The 16719-nt window shown below is 37.1% G+C and carries 10 protein-coding genes and 1 pseudogene; 3 read left to right on the top strand and 8 right to left on the bottom strand.

The annotated features are described in order from the left end of the window. Positions 1-226: 226 nt before the first annotated feature. On the bottom strand, positions 227-607 hold the full coding sequence (locus AA650_RS12385; RefSeq protein WP_234413176.1) for a hypothetical protein: 381 nt from the start codon (positions 605-607) through the stop codon (positions 227-229). Between the two features lie 172 nt (positions 608-779). Here AA650_RS12385 and AA650_RS12380 point away from each other — a divergent pair, with 172 nt between their 5' ends. Continuing rightward, positions 780-1940: an AI-2E family transporter gene (locus AA650_RS12380; RefSeq protein WP_053539254.1), complete on the top strand. Its 1161-nt coding sequence runs from the start codon at positions 780-782 to the stop codon at positions 1938-1940. Positions 1941-2245: 305 nt separating this feature from the next. Here AA650_RS12380 and AA650_RS12375 read toward each other — a convergent pair whose 3' ends face one another. From AA650_RS12375 to AA650_RS12345, 7 genes and pseudogenes are all read right to left on the bottom strand, one after another. Then, positions 2246-2500: a hypothetical protein gene (locus AA650_RS12375; protein ID WP_199924467.1), complete on the bottom strand. Its 255-nt coding sequence runs from the start codon at positions 2498-2500 to the stop codon at positions 2246-2248. Continuing rightward, positions 2500-2727: pseudogene (locus AA650_RS26460) on the bottom strand (phytochelatin synthase family protein); the annotation flags it as partial. The gene AA650_RS12375 and the pseudogene AA650_RS26460, both read right to left, overlap by 1 nt. 554 nt (positions 2728-3281) lie before the next feature. After that, the gene (locus AA650_RS12370) at positions 3282-4490 is read right to left on the bottom strand and encodes a NupC/NupG family nucleoside CNT transporter (protein ID WP_053541276.1); all 1209 of its coding nucleotides are present in this window, start codon (positions 4488-4490) and stop codon (positions 3282-3284) included. A gap of 458 nt (positions 4491-4948) precedes the next feature. Then, entirely contained in the window at positions 4949-10105 is a 5157-nt protein-coding gene (locus AA650_RS12360; RefSeq protein ID WP_053539252.1) for a tetratricopeptide repeat protein, read from the bottom strand. Between the two features lie 146 nt (positions 10106-10251). After that, complete coding sequence (locus AA650_RS12355; RefSeq protein ID WP_053539251.1) at positions 10252-11553, bottom strand: hypothetical protein; 1302 nt, start codon at positions 11551-11553, stop codon at positions 10252-10254. Positions 11554-11742: 189 nt separating this feature from the next. Further along, positions 11743-13431 carry a serine/threonine-protein kinase gene (locus AA650_RS12350; RefSeq protein ID WP_053541275.1) on the bottom strand — a complete coding sequence of 563 codons (1689 nt, stop codon included), beginning with the start codon at positions 13429-13431 and terminating at the stop codon, positions 11743-11745. Between the two features lie 215 nt (positions 13432-13646). Beyond that, a complete protein-coding gene (locus AA650_RS12345; protein ID WP_053539250.1) occupies positions 13647-15251 on the bottom strand; it encodes a peptide ligase PGM1-related protein in 1605 nt (534 codons plus the stop codon). Between the two features lie 354 nt (positions 15252-15605). Here AA650_RS12345 and AA650_RS12340 point away from each other — a divergent pair, with 354 nt between their 5' ends. Beyond that, positions 15606-16232 carry an alpha/beta hydrolase gene (locus AA650_RS12340; protein ID WP_053539249.1) on the top strand — a complete coding sequence of 209 codons (627 nt, stop codon included), beginning with the start codon at positions 15606-15608 and terminating at the stop codon, positions 16230-16232. 146 nt (positions 16233-16378) lie between these two features. Continuing rightward, positions 16379-16591, top strand: coding sequence for a protein IsiD (gene isiD / locus AA650_RS12335; RefSeq protein ID WP_015078552.1), 213 nt, complete (start codon positions 16379-16381; stop codon positions 16589-16591). The last annotated feature ends 128 nt before the right edge of the window (positions 16592-16719 follow it).

Below are 16719 nucleotides of genomic sequence, written 5' to 3'. Positions count from 1 at the left end.
CAGTTTGCTATAAAAAACTGCTAAATATGGTAATCTTCAACTAAATTCCTTTTACTTAGATTTAGATAAAAGTTCAGTCTGTTCCCCGGTTAGGGACTTCCAGGAAATAAATTATCCCAATAAATAAATGAACAAACGAACCACAGAGGCACAGAGAACACAGAGAGAGAAGAAATAGGGAGGGTTTTTGCGTTAGTTTTGGGACATTTTTTTATTTGGAAGTCTCTTAATATTTCCGCCATACTCGTTCTGCCAAGTTGCTAAATCCCGGTAAACGGGAGGATTTACCTTGAATGACCCGAAAAATCAACCAAATACTCACTAAAAAATAACCAGAAGTCAGGAAACTATTGAGGATTAAAAAGCGAAGTGTCAAAAAATTCGTTACTGATCCAGTAGTTAACAATAAATAACCTAACATCCAGATAAAAGCCAAGGTAATAGACAAACGACTGATTGCCAGTTGTTCCCGACTACCCTGCCGCTGATAGAGAGTCCACAGGGAGGGAAAAAAGCCGATAATGGGAATCAAATACAGAACGAGTTGTGTTTTTGAGATATCTGTATCTTTTGAGGGCAAGTTATCCATAGTGGTTGATGTGATCATAAACTAGAGATGGTGAATAATAGTCGTTAAGTTAGAGATAAATAACTTAAGTTACTTGTTAGGTAGGAGGCAATTAATAATTGATAATTTTCATCACCTATTATCTGCCTCAACGAGATTAATACTTGGTCAAGCAGAAACCCATTTAGTTATATAGTGTAATTACTTAAAAATGCAGACACGCAAGCTACTCAATTGGTGGCAAACACTGACACCTATAGCCAGATTTTTAGCGATCGCCCTACTTGCGCCCCTATTAGTTCTGAATGGTTGGGCTATTGCCGCAATTTTCAATTATTTTCACTCCCTGATTGTTATTTTAGTCGGAGCTTCTGTATTAGCATTTTTACTCAGCTACCCCGTGAGTTGGATGGAAAATCACGGAGCGAAACGAGAGCAAGTAGCCATCCTCGTATTTTTGTTAGCATTATCCATTTTATTGGCTCTAGGTGTCACCCTGTTTCCTCTGGCCCTGACTCAAGCTCAACAACTGGTGGCGCGGTTACCAGAATTAATAGACTCAGGACGTTCTCAATTAATGATCCTCAATGAAAAAGCAGAAGGTGCTGGTTTACCAATCAACCTCGATGCTTTAGCCGCACAAATCAACGATCGCGTCAAAGGACAATTACAGGCGATCGCCGGACAGGTACTAAATCTAGCTGTGATCACTGTCACCAGTCTGCTCGATTTCCTGCTGACAATGGTATTAACCTTTTATTTATTACAGCATGGCGGCGAACTTTGGCAAAGTTTAGTAGAATGGCTACCTGGTAAATTTCGCGCCCCCTTTTCCAAAACAGTTCGTTTAAGCTTTCAAAACTTTTTTATCACCCAATTAATTTTATCAACCTGCATGGCTTCTGCCCTAATTCCCACCTTTTTATGGCTAAAAGTTCCCTTTGGTCTATTATTTGGGTTAACGATTGGAGTTATGGCACTTATCCCCTTTGGTGGTTCTGTCGGTATCGCCCTTACCACCTCTTTAGTTTCACTTCAAGATGTTTCTATGGGCGTAAGGGTATTAATAGCAGCCATAATAGTCCAGCAAATTCTGGAAAATCTGATTGCACCCCGAATCTTAGGTAGTTTTACTGGGTTAAACCCCGTGTGGATTTTAATTTCTGTCTTAACTGGAGCGAGAATTGGCGGACTTTTAGGTGTAATTGTCGCTGTTCCCTGCGCTGTGGTTATTAAAAGCATCATCAACGCCATTCGTCCCTCAACACTTAATCTGGACACAGAAGACTCTCACCCCGATGACAAATCTGCACCCATGACACCAGAAACATCTCCGAAAATAGAGCCTAATAATTCTTTGAGTATTTCATGACATACTCATCCGCCATATTGCTCTCAAAGTAGATTATCGTCCGGTAAAAATCCTAGTTCGGCATTGGGTAGATAAGATTTAGTAAAAACGTTATTGCTGTTATCTATCGGGAAGCAAACGCACCTAATAGCATAACACCAGCGGCTGCTAAAACATAACGTCTGCCCAAACTTACCCCATAACGTCGTTGCAGAAAATTGGTTGTGACAGAATTCATCCTTTTACCTCAATTACTCCAGATTTTCAGGTGTCTATTGCAAAAGACGTTGCTAATCTCCTAATTGTTCACTATCTCATCCACAGATTCATAAATTCTCAATTGTTACAGTTTTGGTAACAACTGTTCCCTGTTCCCTGTTCCCTGTTCCCTGTTCCCTGTTCCCTGTTCCCTGTTCCCTGTTCCCTGTTCCCTGTTCCCTGTTCCCTGTTCCCTGTTCCCTGTTCCCTGTTCCCTGTCTGTTCCCTGTTCCCTGTTCCCTGTTCCTGTTCCCTGTTCCCTGTTCCCTGTTCCCTGTTCCCTGTTCCCTGTTCCCTGTTCCCTGTTCCCTGTAGATAAACATCAATTATTCTTACTCACCAATACAAACCCCCACGTCTTCCCCGCACCGACATCACTTGTATTCATTGCTTTCCATAAATACTCTGTTTTTACCTAAACAGGTGGATATTTATAGCGCGAAACATCCATAATTAAAAATCTATCTGTTAACTCGTTATATGCAGCTAAAGGCGAAATATGTCCACCTCGTTCTTGACCAATTTCCTGACGTAAATAGTTAATATTGACACTCTCAGTGGCTAAAGCCACTGAGATTCTACTGACAGAATTAGATTAAGGGTTTAGCCCAATCCAATCTCGCTGCGACCGCCAAACGCCGCCTAGACGCTCAAAACAACTGCCAATTAAGGTGTCGAAATTGCGCTTACTTTTATTGTTTTCAGTGTTTTCAGAATCCATCACTAAGCCAAGACTCGGTACGCTCCACACCCTGCCATTACTCGCTCTTTTTTGTCAATACTGCCGTTAGGACTTGAACCTAACCGTTGTTTCTTATGAGCCGGGATTTCTCCGTACTAGGATGCTTCAACACATAGATGTTTTTTTATTCTTACTCACGATTTAATTGTAACATACCACAGGGATTAAAATCCCTCGTGTCGCTTATATCTCAGGTCTAAAGACACTGAGTTTTACGCTTACCGGATGTCTCTATAAAATCTATCATAGCCCCCTCATCGCTTGCGGGGAGGGGGTTGGGGGTGGGGTTCTTGTACCTCCATAAGAATGGGGTAGGCACGGGGGCGCTACCCCTACAGCAAATCCTGTAATTTCAATTATTTCTAAATCAAAATTCCCGCAATTCCCGCAGTAATAAAACCTGCCAATAATCCGCCAATCATAGTCCTTAAACCCATACGGGCTAAGTCTTGTTGGCGGTTGGGTGCTATTCCTGTCATTCCACCAATAGTAATGCCAATTGAGCCAATATTAGCAAAATTACATAAGGCATAGGTAGTAATAATAGCTGAACGTTGAGAAATTTCTTGTTTCTTAATCAGTTCTCCTAAATCCAAATAGGCGATAAATTCATTAAGAATCGTCTTTTTACCTAATAATGCTCCAACTTGTCCACAGTCAGCCCAAGGTATACCCATTAACCAAGCTACGGGAAACATAATTAAAGATAACATCCCTTCTAAGGATAATTGCGGATAACCTGCCAACGTTCCCAACCAACTTAAACTAGCATTCACAGCAGCTAATAAACTCAAAAAAGCAATTATTATTACCCCAACATTAACTGCTAATTTTACCCCATCAATTGCCCCAGATGTGGCTGCATCGAGAACATTAACATAATTACTTTTGATGTCTATATTAACTTTTTCTGTAGTTTCCGATACTTCTGTTTCTGGATACATTATTTTTGATACTATCAAGGCAACAGGAGAAGTCATAAAAAAAGCAGCAATTAAATGTTCTGGTGGAATCCCAAAGGACAAATAAGCACCTAGTACACCCCCAGCAATGGTAGCAAAACCACCAGTCATGACGGCGTGCAATTCAGATTTTGTCATGTTTGCTAGGTAAGGTTTGACCATGAGTGCTGCTTCTGTTGGTCCCAAGAAGATATTTCCCGCACAGGATAAAGATTCAGAACCTGATGTTTTCATGGTTTTCATCATGAACCATGCTAGGGCATTGACAACTCTTTGCAAAATGCCATAGTAATAAAGAATACTGATAAATGATGAGAAAAAGATAATTGTGGGGAGAATTTGAAAAGCAAACAGATGATCTTTGAAGTTTTCACCAAAGACGAATTTTGCACCAACATCAGAAAAAGCCAAAAAGTTACCAACAATATTTCCCAAGGATTTAAATAAGTTCAAACCCCAAGCCGTTTTGAGAATGACTATAGCCAAAATAAATTCCCACCCTAACCCCCAAGCAACTGTACGCCAACGCACAGCTTGACGATTCACGGACAGAGCGTAGCATATACCGATGAAAACACAAATGCCTAAAAATGAAATAGTACGTTCCATATTCAATGTTTCCATATTTTTTGCAAATAAGCTTCAGAATAACTTAATTTCCGATCATTAAGTGCCGAATTAGCTAATTTAGGCGGTATTTATCACCAAAATGCTGCTAATGCAAGGGAATAAAAACAGGATATTTGCTGGCTTAATTAATCTTAAATATAAAGAAATAATTAAAAGTATACAAAACTTAAATAAATTGTTATTACAGAACTATGCAAATGGGAATAAAGAGTGTATATTGGTTTCAACTTCAGTATACCGAAAGATTTATAGTCTACCAATTATGAGATACCTCTGGTTCACAACAAAAATGAACCAGGGGTATCTGTGTTTTGGGGAACTGATAATTAGACATCTGGTAAAAAAGTAGAGACGTTCCATGGAACGTCTCTACACGGGTTTCAAACCACGCACATTTAATTCTCACCAAGTGTTTATTAATAATCATTAATAATTAATTATACATTATCCAGGATCATGCTTATCTCTCCAGCTTGTTTCTGTAAATCTAAATCTTGATAGATTTGCAAACTCTGAGTTAAAAACTGATGAGCAATAACTTGATTATCAGGCTGATTTTGCTGTGTCCGTTTCAGGTAAATTTCCCCTAACAGCTTGTATGCTGAAGCTGTCAATTTTTGGCGGTTGTAATCTTGAAAGACTTGTAAACATTCTTGAGCCATTTCTTCGCTCCGGTCAAGATTTTCTAGAACTTCTACCTCTAGGTAAACACGAGCTATATCTAAAGCTTCTTCGGCCTTATTTACTATTTGTCCCAGTTCATCAAAATAAGTTAAGCCTTTGTAATAGTATTCCTCAAATAAAGCAATCTTTTCTGGTATTGAAGAGTTATCAATAGGTAAAAGATGTAGATGTGCTGAATAAAGTAAACTGAGTTTAGTGTAATCGTAAGCAAGATTTTCTTGATATTGTCCTAGAGTATTGATTTCTATAGCTTGGTGGATATTTTTCTCAGCTTGTTTCAGTAATTCAGTAACTTCTGTTGTGTTTGCGGTATTTTTGGCTAATAAAACTTGACAGTTAGCAATTTGTCGTAACCGTGTAGCTGCATTCTCATCTTTATCTAATTGTTGATAAAGTTCCCGACTTTGTTCGTAGTAACTTATTGCCTGTTCGTATTTACCCCAACCTTGATAAATTCTTCCTAGCTGATAGTAAGCATCAGCAATATTAACTTGGTCATTCAACTGCTGACAAATAGCTAAATCTTGGTTTTCACAATCAACAGCTTGCTGATATTTTCCCCATTCTCTATAGCAATCAGCCAGATTATACCACATATTAGCTACAGATGTTTCCTTACCTAATTGTTGATAAAGTTGCCGGCTTTGTTCGTAGTAACTGATTGCTTGTTCGTATTTACCCCAACCTTGATAAATTCTTCCTAGCTGATAGTAAGCAAGAGCAATTCTATCTTGGTCATCCAACTGCTGACGAATTGCTAAATCTTGGTTTTCACAATCAACAGCTTGCTGATATTTTCCCCATTCTCTATAGCAAACAGCTATCCAATACCACAAATTAGCAACATTTTCATCTTTACCTAATTGTTGATAAAGTTCCCGACTTTGTTCGTAGTAACTGATTGCCTGTTCGTATTTACCCCAATCTTGATAAATCCTTCCTAGTTGCCTATAAGCATCAGCAATATTAACTTGGTCATCCAACTGCTGACGAATAGCTAAATCTTGGTTTTCACAATCAACAGCTTGCTGATATTTTCCCCATTCTCTATAGCAATCAGCCAGCCAATACCACTGGTTAGCTGCATTTTTTTCCTTACCTAATTGTTGATAAAGTTCCCGACTTTGTTCGTAGTAACTGATTGCCTGTTCGTATTTACCCCAATCTTGATAAATCTTTCCTAGTTGAAAATAAGCATCAGCAATATTAACTTGGTCATCCAACTGCTGACGAATAGCTAAATCTTGGTTTTCACAATCAACAGCTTGTTGATATTTTCCCCATTCTCTATAGCAATCAGCCAGCCAATACCACAAATTAGCAACATTTTCATCTTTACCTAATTGTTGATAAAGTTCCCGACTTTGTTCGTAGTAACTGATTGCCTGTTCGTATTTACCCCAATCTTGATAAATCCTTCCTAGTTGCCTATAAGCATCAGCAATATTAACTTGGTCATCCAACTGCTGACGAATAGCTAAATCTTGATTTTCACAATCAACAGCTTGTTGATATTTTCCCCATTCTCTATAGCAAACAGCTAGGTTATACCACTGATTAGCTACATCTTTCTCTTTACCTAATTGTTGATAAAGTTCCCGACTTTGTTCGTGGTAATTTATTGCTTGTTCGTATTTTCCCCAACCTTGATAAATCGTTCCTAGCTGAAAGTAAGCATCAGCAATATTAACTTGGTCATCCAACTGCTGACGAATAGCTAAATCTTGGTTTTCACAATCAACAGCTTGTTGATATTTTCCCCATTTTCTATAGCAATCAGCCAAATTATACCACAAATCAGCTACATCTTTCTCTTTACCTAATTGTTGATAAAGTTCCCGACTTTGTTCGTGGTAACTGATTGCCTGTTCGTATTTACCCCAATCTTGATAAACTCTGCCTATACTGAAAAGACAGCTTGCTTTATATTTGAAATGTTGAATTTTATTAATAATATTTAGTGCATTTTGGTAGTAATCAAGTGATTGTTCATGTTTGCTGTTTGATTTCTGACACCAACCCCAATTTCTCCAAAAAATAAATGATGTATTTGATAGATTATCATCAGCTATTTTGCATTTATCATAATATTCATTAGCTTTATCATAATTTTCTTTCTCTTTATAACATATAGCCAAAGACCAATAAATAAATGATTTAAGACTATTATTTGATTTTTGGTCTATATCTTCAAAAATTGTAATAGCTTTATCATAATTTTCTTTTCTGACATAAGACATCGCAGTGATAAAAATTAATGCCATTTTATAACTTTCATCATGATTATGAAATTGACGGCTAATTTCTAGGTTAGGTGTCATTTCTTCACCCAGTTCTTTTACCAAATTTCTAATACTATCAAAAAGCGAAGATTCTAATTGATTAACAATTTTTGTTACATAATTATCTAATCCTACTGATTGACCGCAAGCAACATACAAAATAGCTGTTTTTGCTTTAATCTGCATTTCTGGAGATAGGCTTACATCATTAGCTACTTCTGTTAATTTGGCTATGACTTCACCTTTCTGATAAAATAGTTCAATTTTTCGTAGTGTTCGCAGGAGTTGCTTAATTAGATCATTGTCAAAATCATCATCTATACCAATGTAAGTAATAACTAATTTTTCAATAACATTTTTGCGGAAAATATTACTAACTTCAACTTCAGCAATAACTTGTCCTGCAAAAAATAAATCTTGCAAATTAAATTCTATATTTTTTAATATTTCTGCTGAATCATCTTCTGCTTTTAAGTAAATAATAATTGTATTATCAGCAGAGGTTTTTATTTTTATCTCACCATGTTGTAGTGCAGGTTGATAATCTTGTAAATTGCTAAATAATTGATCTATTAATTTCTTAACTTGTCCAGGAGAATGAATTCCGTAATACCCTAAAGACAACAAAATTGGCTCATTCCAGCGTGGTTCATGGAGATGTTGTTGAATTAGTTCTTGAATTTTACTTTGGTCATTATCTGCAATATAACGAGCCGCAAAATATTCTTCAAAAGTCAGGTGCATAAAACCATAAACACCAGGTGCGCGTTCCACAAATAAACCTGTTGTTTCCCTCACTTTCCGCAGAAATTCTCCTACAGCTTGACGCACTAAATCTGATTCTGGTTCAGCATCATTTAGTTCTGCTATTTTGGTTGCTAGTTGCTGTTGCACTTCCGTTTCTGTTACTAAACCAGAAGGCTTTTCTTCGTGCATCCAATATGCTAAAGGTGCTAAAAGTTCTACTACTTCAGTTTCTCTTAATACGACTTTTGGCGCATCTGGTAATTTTTTACTAAGTTGCCAATCTTCTATCAAAGTTTGCACTGCTAACTCATATAACCTCACCCGACGGTTAGGTAAACGTTCCCCATTGCGGTGAATCAGTGCCAAAATAGTTAAAAGTAAGGGATTTGCTGTTAAACGCTTCACACCTTCACTTTCTTGAATTGCGTTTAAAATATTTTGTGCTTGCTCATTTCCTTTTCTTTGTAATTGTTCTTCATTAGCATCTGGTTGTTGTGCTTTTTCTGCTGTTCGACACCAGCGATATAAAAACTGTTCTACCTTTTCGCTGCTCATATCTTCAATCATATATTCAGCAAAACGGCTGCTTAATTGCACATCACGATAACCAGCAATGCGGCTAGTAATTACATATTTATTATTAGAAAAATCATTAACAAACTGATTAATAGATTCTACAATTTGTCTGCGGCTTTCCTGATCAAATACTTCATCTAAACCATCTAGCAACATCAAGCATTTTCCCTGACGCATAGCATCTAATAAAAATGCTGATACCTCAGTTCCCATTTCTCCTTGTGTTTGAAAATGAGCTTCCCACTGACGATAAAATTGGCGTAAATATTCAGTTAAAGTTAAATTTGGTTGTTGTTTTAGTTTTTCTGCATAATCAGCAATACGAAAAAAAATAGGAAGGAGAGTTTTTCCTAAATCTTCCTTTGCTTCCCCACCAATTACCGTTTCTTGATCATCCCTTTTAGCTGTGGCAAAATGCAGAGCTAAATAACGTAAAAGAGTAGTTTTACCCGCACCAGGAGCGCCTAAAATGACGCTGTAAGAATTTGCTTTTACTGCGTGGGATAATTCAACCTTTTCGGTAATGATTTTGGTACTAGAAATAGATGTGGTTTTTTCTCTTATAGGTTCATAATAGTGAGATTCATCCCAATCATCAAAATCAATTCCTATTCCTTTAACTCGACTAAAATTAGAGGGAGATTTTAAAACAGTTAGTGCTTCAAGTTCAGAATTATCAATGATTTCTTGTCGTCGTTGTGCTTGCAGAGAAACATAAATCTGGTCAAGGAAAATATCAACTTGACGATTTACTTGCATTACACCACTCATTTTGAGATAGGAATTTTCAGCAATTAGCCATTCTAAATAAATATAAAGTAAAGGATTACGAGTTTCAAATTGTACTACCTTTTCTCGCCAATCCCAAAAATCCGGCGCACGGTGACGAAACTCATCTAAAAATTTAATTTGATTCAACCAAAGAATTAATATTAAGTTTCTACCAAATAACTCTTCTCGTCCTAAGTTTAAACACTGCATTTCTCTAAACAATCTATCTGTAGGCAATTGATCAAGACCAAATGCCATAATTAATTTGCGCTCTGGTTGCACATTTTCATCTAAACTATATAAGAAGTTATGAAAAGAATTTTCACTATAAAAAAAGTTGTCAAAAGTAAATTTTTCTTCGCATTTTTTTAAATCTTCTTGTAGCTGTTGCACAACCAAATGTTGAGGACTACTTTCTGGTGTAACAGCAAAAATAATTGTTGTTCCACTGGAAAGTTCTAAGATGCTGACTAATTTTTCTAATTCTTCTTTATCAGCTTCGGTCAAAATATAATTGGAGTCATCAGAAAGCATAGTTAGCACCAGTTTAAATTACAGGATGTTTCATGACCATACACAATGGCAGGCAAGATGCCCACCCCACCAGAGTTTTATTATTAATTTCTATACTTCATTTGCCAGCAATTTTCTATAGTAAGGTTTCTAGAATAGTTACATTTTTACAGAAAATTGTTAGCTTCTTGCCAACGTTGTAAATCCTCTATCAAAATAGGATTAATATCAAACCAAGATTTTTGTCTAGAATTGTAATAACCCAAAACGAGTTTGTTTTGTAAAAGCTCATCACAAATAATAAATTCGCCTTTTTGTGGTAAACTATGGGTTTTAGAGGTTAACTTTCCAGTAATATGTACTGAATGAATTTCGGGATATTGATAATCATCTAAATTATATTCTCTGCGAACTTCTTGCACTGCTGATTTTGCAGTGTCCAAATCTACTAACTTCAATCTTTTTCGCAGTCCGATTTCACAAGCAGTCCGCGCTAATCTCACTAAATCTCGAATCACACCACCGCTTTTTTCACAAATCAGTTCTAAGGCATCAGGTGTAAATAAACCTTGATAATCATAGCCTAAGCTATCGAGACGTTTATTAATTATATTCACGAGAGTTTGTCTGCCTATATGATCAGGGTTATTTGTAGGACATAGATTATTATCACATTCAAAAACGGGAGGATTATTCAAATCCAAACATTTTTGAAAGCTTTCCATTGGTTGTCTAAAGTTCGGCGAATATCGCAAAGCAATGGGAATTGCATAGATAATATGACAGCTTAATTCTGTCAGCAATGAACTAGAAAACATATCCAAAGCTGTAACTAAATCATGTCTATCTAGTCCATCAACAATAATAAATAATTTTTGGTTATTTTCTTTTTCAGCAGCGATAATAATCTCATTAACGCTATCAATAATTTCCGTTAATTTTGGACGAACATTAACGGTTTTAGTTATTTCTCTAGTTAAGCCACGTTTGAGAATTAATCCTGCTTTTTCGATAAATTCTGGCATTCCCAAACCTTCAGTATGAGTACCTTTATCTTGATAAACTACTGTCTTGAGTGCGTCCTGTAATCTTGTTAATAATTTATCTTTTTTAAATAACCAATTAGATTTAATAGCTTGCTGTGCAATTTGCAAACCAATCAAAACTACAACTTCAGCATAGCCAATGTTATATCTATCTAACGCTGTTTGGGTATCTATCCAAATAACAGTATGTGTATTTCCTAATTTTTGTTCTAATCGTCGCAGTTCAGTAGTTTTACCGCCACCTCGATGACCCGCCAGTAAAAATTTTGCTGGATCATCTTCCATTTCCAATAAACTAACAAGCTGGTCTACAGGACTATTATCTCTGGGGACGTAGAAATTTTGCAACTCTTCAGATGTAGCCAGAGGTTCTTCTGGTTTGAATCGCTGGTAAGCAGGTTTCCAAAAATTGGTATTACTCATATTAGTGATAAACTGGGCAAAAAGCTCTGTTTTAGGGTATTATCTTTATTTTAGTATTGTTTTTGCCCGTAGGAATCTTATATAAAAATAAAAATATTCCACTAGGGGGATTACAAAAGACATCTCCTAAAAAGATCGTAGAGACGTTCCATGGAACGTCTCTACAAGGGTTTCAAGAATTTTTAATTGTTATCGCCAACCTAACCAGCGTAAGCAAGGGACAATTAGGTAATGGCTTATACTCAGGGAAAAGCTGATTAAGATACTCACTAAACTAAAAAAACCTATGGGTGAAAATATATCCAGCCCTTGTGGTTGACTGGAAAAATGGAATAAATGTAGTCCTAACCCTAAACGCACGAAAATGGCTATGAGGTTGGCACTTCCTAAACCTGCAATGACAGCGTAGGCGATTTGATGACTGCGAAGACCTAAACCAAGGGTTAATAGGGGAAGTGAGATTAAAATCCATGTGACTAAGCTTTCCGCCGGATTTGGAGTGGTGATGAATTGACAAGCTATCCAGCCTAAACTGTAGCCAATTAAGCCCATTAAGGCTGTGATGAGAAACCGCCGCTTTTGCCCAAAACACCCTGATAAGGTTAATCCCCAACCTGTTCCCAAACCTGCAAAACCATAAACTATACTTTCTGCGGCTATATAAGGTTGTTTTTCGACTAATGTTGGTAATGGATAGGTTAGTAATTCTAGCCAGCGATCGCCTAAACTGGTATGGTAAGCTAGGAAAAACCCAATCATAGTCCCGATTCCCGCGCAGATACTCGTCAGGATCATTACCCAAATAGTTGCCAAACAAGCGGATAAAAATTTGTATATTCCCTGAATTATCAATAAAGTAGTATTACTTATAGCTTGGGTAAATTCAGTGATGGATTGGACAACAGATTTACCCGTACTACTGAATAAATTTTGCTGTGGAGAGGGGGAAGCGATACTTAATAACCGTTTATGAATAATAGCTGCATTTGCTGGACGTAATCGCACATCATCTTCTACCATTTCATCAATTAAATCCGCTAACTCTGGCTTAATCTGCCGATAATTTCGCCAACGCAATTTTCCAGTTAAACTATCTTCCAATTCGGATGGATATTTGGCGGTAAGTAGTTGAATCATTGTCCGTCCCAACGCATAAAAATCTGCCCCTGGTCCAATATTACCGCCGCGAATTTGTTCCTGGGGACTATAGCCGGCAGAGTACAAGCGTGTAGAAGTGGGGTGCGATCGCAAAACTGACCCACTAAATTGTTTAGCACCACCAAAATCAATTAGCACCAATTGATCACTTTTGGCAGGAGATACTGGTGTGGAAGTCCGCAACATCAAATTAGAAGGTTTGATATCGCGGTGAATAATTTGGCGTTTATGTAACTCCTGTAAAATCAATACAGCTTGAATAAACCAACCGACTACCAAATCTTCGGAACAACCTTGAGGAGAATTTATTAATACTTCCTCTAAAGTGTAGCCATTGATTTTTTCCATCACCAAACAAGGTAATTGATGGGGTTTAGGATTAATTAAGTTAACTTGAAAATAGCCATCAGCCTCAACTTTAGGCACGCCGGAGTTGCGGAAACTACTTAAAACTTCCGCTTCTTGAATAAATAATTCCAGCGCCTTGGGTGAAGTTTCAACTAGCACCTTTAGCACTTTTTCTGTCTGTGTCTTTTCATCCCAAATTGTGTAAATTTGGGCAAATCCCCCCGCACCGAGAGGTTTAAGAGAGAAATAGCGGTCTAACAGATGCAGCGGTGCGCCACAACTGTTACAGAATTTGTTTCCCCAAGGTTGAGGATAGGGACGTTGACAATGGGGATTTATGCAGTGAACCGCACTCTGAGTTATCTGGGTCAAAACCACGAAAATACAAAGGCTGGATCGATTTTAGCGTCTATTTCACTTTAGTTCTAGATATTCATGTAAATCAAGCAAAAAACTTTTATATTCAAGCTCTTTTGTAGAAAATTATTAGCTTTTAAATGTCTTTAGATAGATACAAGCAAACCAGCTAACCAACAAGAGGATAAGATAATTTGAAAATGATCTGATGTCATAATTTTATCTTTTTATTAGCAACTATATCCATCTCCAGTGATGGGAAAATTATAATCAGTAAAGATAGAATGATTATTATGATCACCGCTGGTTTCTTGATCAAGAACCTCAATAACCTTGTGATAAATATCTTCCGCTTCTTGGGGTGAATCACCAATACTGGTTAATCCTAATTTACCAAATTGGGAAAGACAACCCATGAGATGAAAAACTGTACCTGTTTCTGTGCCGCTATCAAAATGTAACCTGTGGTGAGCGATAATATCCATTAAGTCATTAGGTAATAATCCCTGATAACTAGGTTTTTGTAAATTATCTGTGGCAATATAATATTTAGGTCTGCCTTGTTGACTATAAAATAATCCAGTGGATAAATCATAACGTCCATTAGTTAGTAATTTTAAAGTCATAAATGGGTGAGTTGTTCCCCCTTTACGAAGATTAATTTCAATGGCTTGAATATCCCATTTACCATGACCTCGATCTACAGTGACAAAATCAACGGCAAATCTTTCTAAAGCTCCTTTTTCCGCTAATTTATTTCCAACTCTTAAACCTAATTCCTGTAATTCACAGCGATAATTTGCATCCGCAGGAAAGCGACAACCTATATAAATTTGTCCGTCTGGTCCGCCTAAAATTTGGTCATGGGTAGAAATAATTTCTACTTCTCCATTGGGTGTAATTCTGCCTTGTACACTGGGTGAATGTTTGATTTCTCCTTCGATAAAAGCTTCCACTATTGCCCCTAATTCAGGAATGCGCCGAGAAAAATTTGCCCAGGTTTCTTGTAAAGATTGAAACCGTAAATGCAGTAAGCGATCGCTAATTGCTGTTACTCTTTGACTATGATCAGCTTTTCCCGGTGCAACATCCATTATTTCCCGTAAATCTAACAGTGCATTCCCTTCCCCAGAAAAACCTTCATTCAACTTAATTACCATTCTTTGTAATGTCGGTTGACGTTCCCATAAATCAGCCGCAACATTTGCTAAGTCTTCACAATTCCTGACTAACTCACTACCGTCGGGAAGTGGGACATTACTTTCTTGAAAAATCTGTCTACTGCCGCTCTTTGTTCCCCAAATTTGCAAATCTGGTGCAGCAGCATATAAAGGTACACCCAACTTTAAAGATAATTGCGCTTCCCAAAAAGTGGAATTATAACATACCATAAAAGCCTTATCTAAGCGCAAAGCCTTGTAAATTCTTTCCAATAATCGAGGACGTTCTAATATTTTTTGACTGAGGGGTTTTAAAGAAGCATCATAGGTAGAAAGTAATAATAAGCGATGACGAGCATGAGAGAAAGGAATACCCGGAAGTAATTGCAGATAATAATCAATAATACTAGGATGAAGTGGCATTGATGTCACATAAATTAACCTAGTGCGGGGATTTCTTAACCGCATTAAGGAGAAAAGTAATCTTTCTTCATAATGCTCACATCCTTCTACCTTGAGTAATTCTCCTTGATCTATACTCAAAGAAGGAACAATTAAAATATCCGCTTCACTATTGTCGAATAACTCGCTAGTTTGCCAGCGATCGCGTAATGTTAATTGTAAATTCCGAAATTTATCAACTTCTTGTAAATCATCAATATTTAATGTCACCATATCCCCATCCCAATATTATTTTTTTATTTTACTTCCCTATTTAATATATACCCCAAGGGAGAGTGTAAATTAAGATGAAGCTGCATAGAATAAAATTTCGGGACTTATTGACCGCAGATAGAGACGGATGAATTCATGGATTTCATAATTCTGTGTAACCTCACATAAAATTGGTATTAAACTTTGCGCCTTTGCTTCTTGGCGCAAAGCATAATTCATGCTGTCATTATGCAATATCACTCTGTGAATACGGCAAAATATAAAAACTTCCAGAAGAACGAAAAAAGTTAGGAAATGTGTACTGGATTAAGACGCGGTATACTGTATCTGCATTAATTCTTAACTCAATTACCCATGACTCAAACATTAGACTTCATCAGAGTTTCTCCACCAGCAGGAAAAACACCAGATGCTTTAATCGTTACTTTACATGGTTGGGGTGCAAATGCCCAAGATGTTGCATCTTTGATTCCTTATGTCAATTTACCTGATTACGAGTTTCTTCTCCCCAATGCTCCCTATCCTTATCCTTATGCTGATACGGGTAAGGCATGGTATGATCTGCGGACAGAAAATATGTATGATGGATTAACCCAAAGTAAACAACTACTCATAGATTGGTTGCTCTCTTTAGAAAGTAATACGGGTGTACCGTTATCACGCACAATTTTGAGCGGATTCTCTCAAGGTGGGGCGATGACTTTAGATGTAGGATTAAGCTTACCCCTGGCTGGGTTGGTAGTGATAAGTGGCTATCTACATCCTGACGTAGCAACGCTGAATCAAGGCAATTTTCCGCCGACATTAATCATGCACGGTACAAGGGATGAAGTAGTCCCCCTACAAGCGGCGATTAAGTCGAGAGAAATGGCACAATCTCTAGGCGTAGCTGTGGAGTATCATGAATTTGCAACGGGACATGAAATTAATTTACAAATGTTAGAAGTGCTACGAACTTTTGTTCTTAACACAATTGGTTAGGTTTAGTTACAAAAATTTTCCAAATTCTGGTAAAAATCACAAGAATTTTTACAAATTTCATGCTCGTTAATGAGTAAGATAGAACAGGTGGAAGCAACTCCACCCTAAGCTGAATGTAAGCGCTGCAAAAGGGAGGGGCAAGCATTATGAAAACTCTAAGCATTTCCAAAACAGAAATTTCTGCTATGACGGCGACAGAGGTAAAAGATTTGGCTACACGTCTGGAATTAGATAACTATAGTAATGCTTTTGAGGGTTTGAATGATTGGCATCTACTGCGGGCGATCGCTTTTCAGCGTCCAGAGTTAGTTGAAGCCTATATCCACCTCTTAGATTTAGAAGCTTACGACGAAGCCTAAGAATTTTAGATCAAAAGTAGTCGCTCAGGGTTTAGCCATGCTAAATCCTGATTTTGCTTGCATAATTTAATTTAGATGCGTTTTGCCTCAATAGCGAATTTAATAAAAGTTCTACTACTCAGTGAGAT

This window comes from Anabaena sp. WA102 (genome assembly GCF_001277295.1).
Lineage (GTDB): Bacteria > Cyanobacteriota > Cyanobacteriia > Cyanobacteriales > Nostocaceae > Dolichospermum > Dolichospermum heterosporum.
This window is presented reverse-complemented; position numbering and strand designations above follow the sequence as displayed.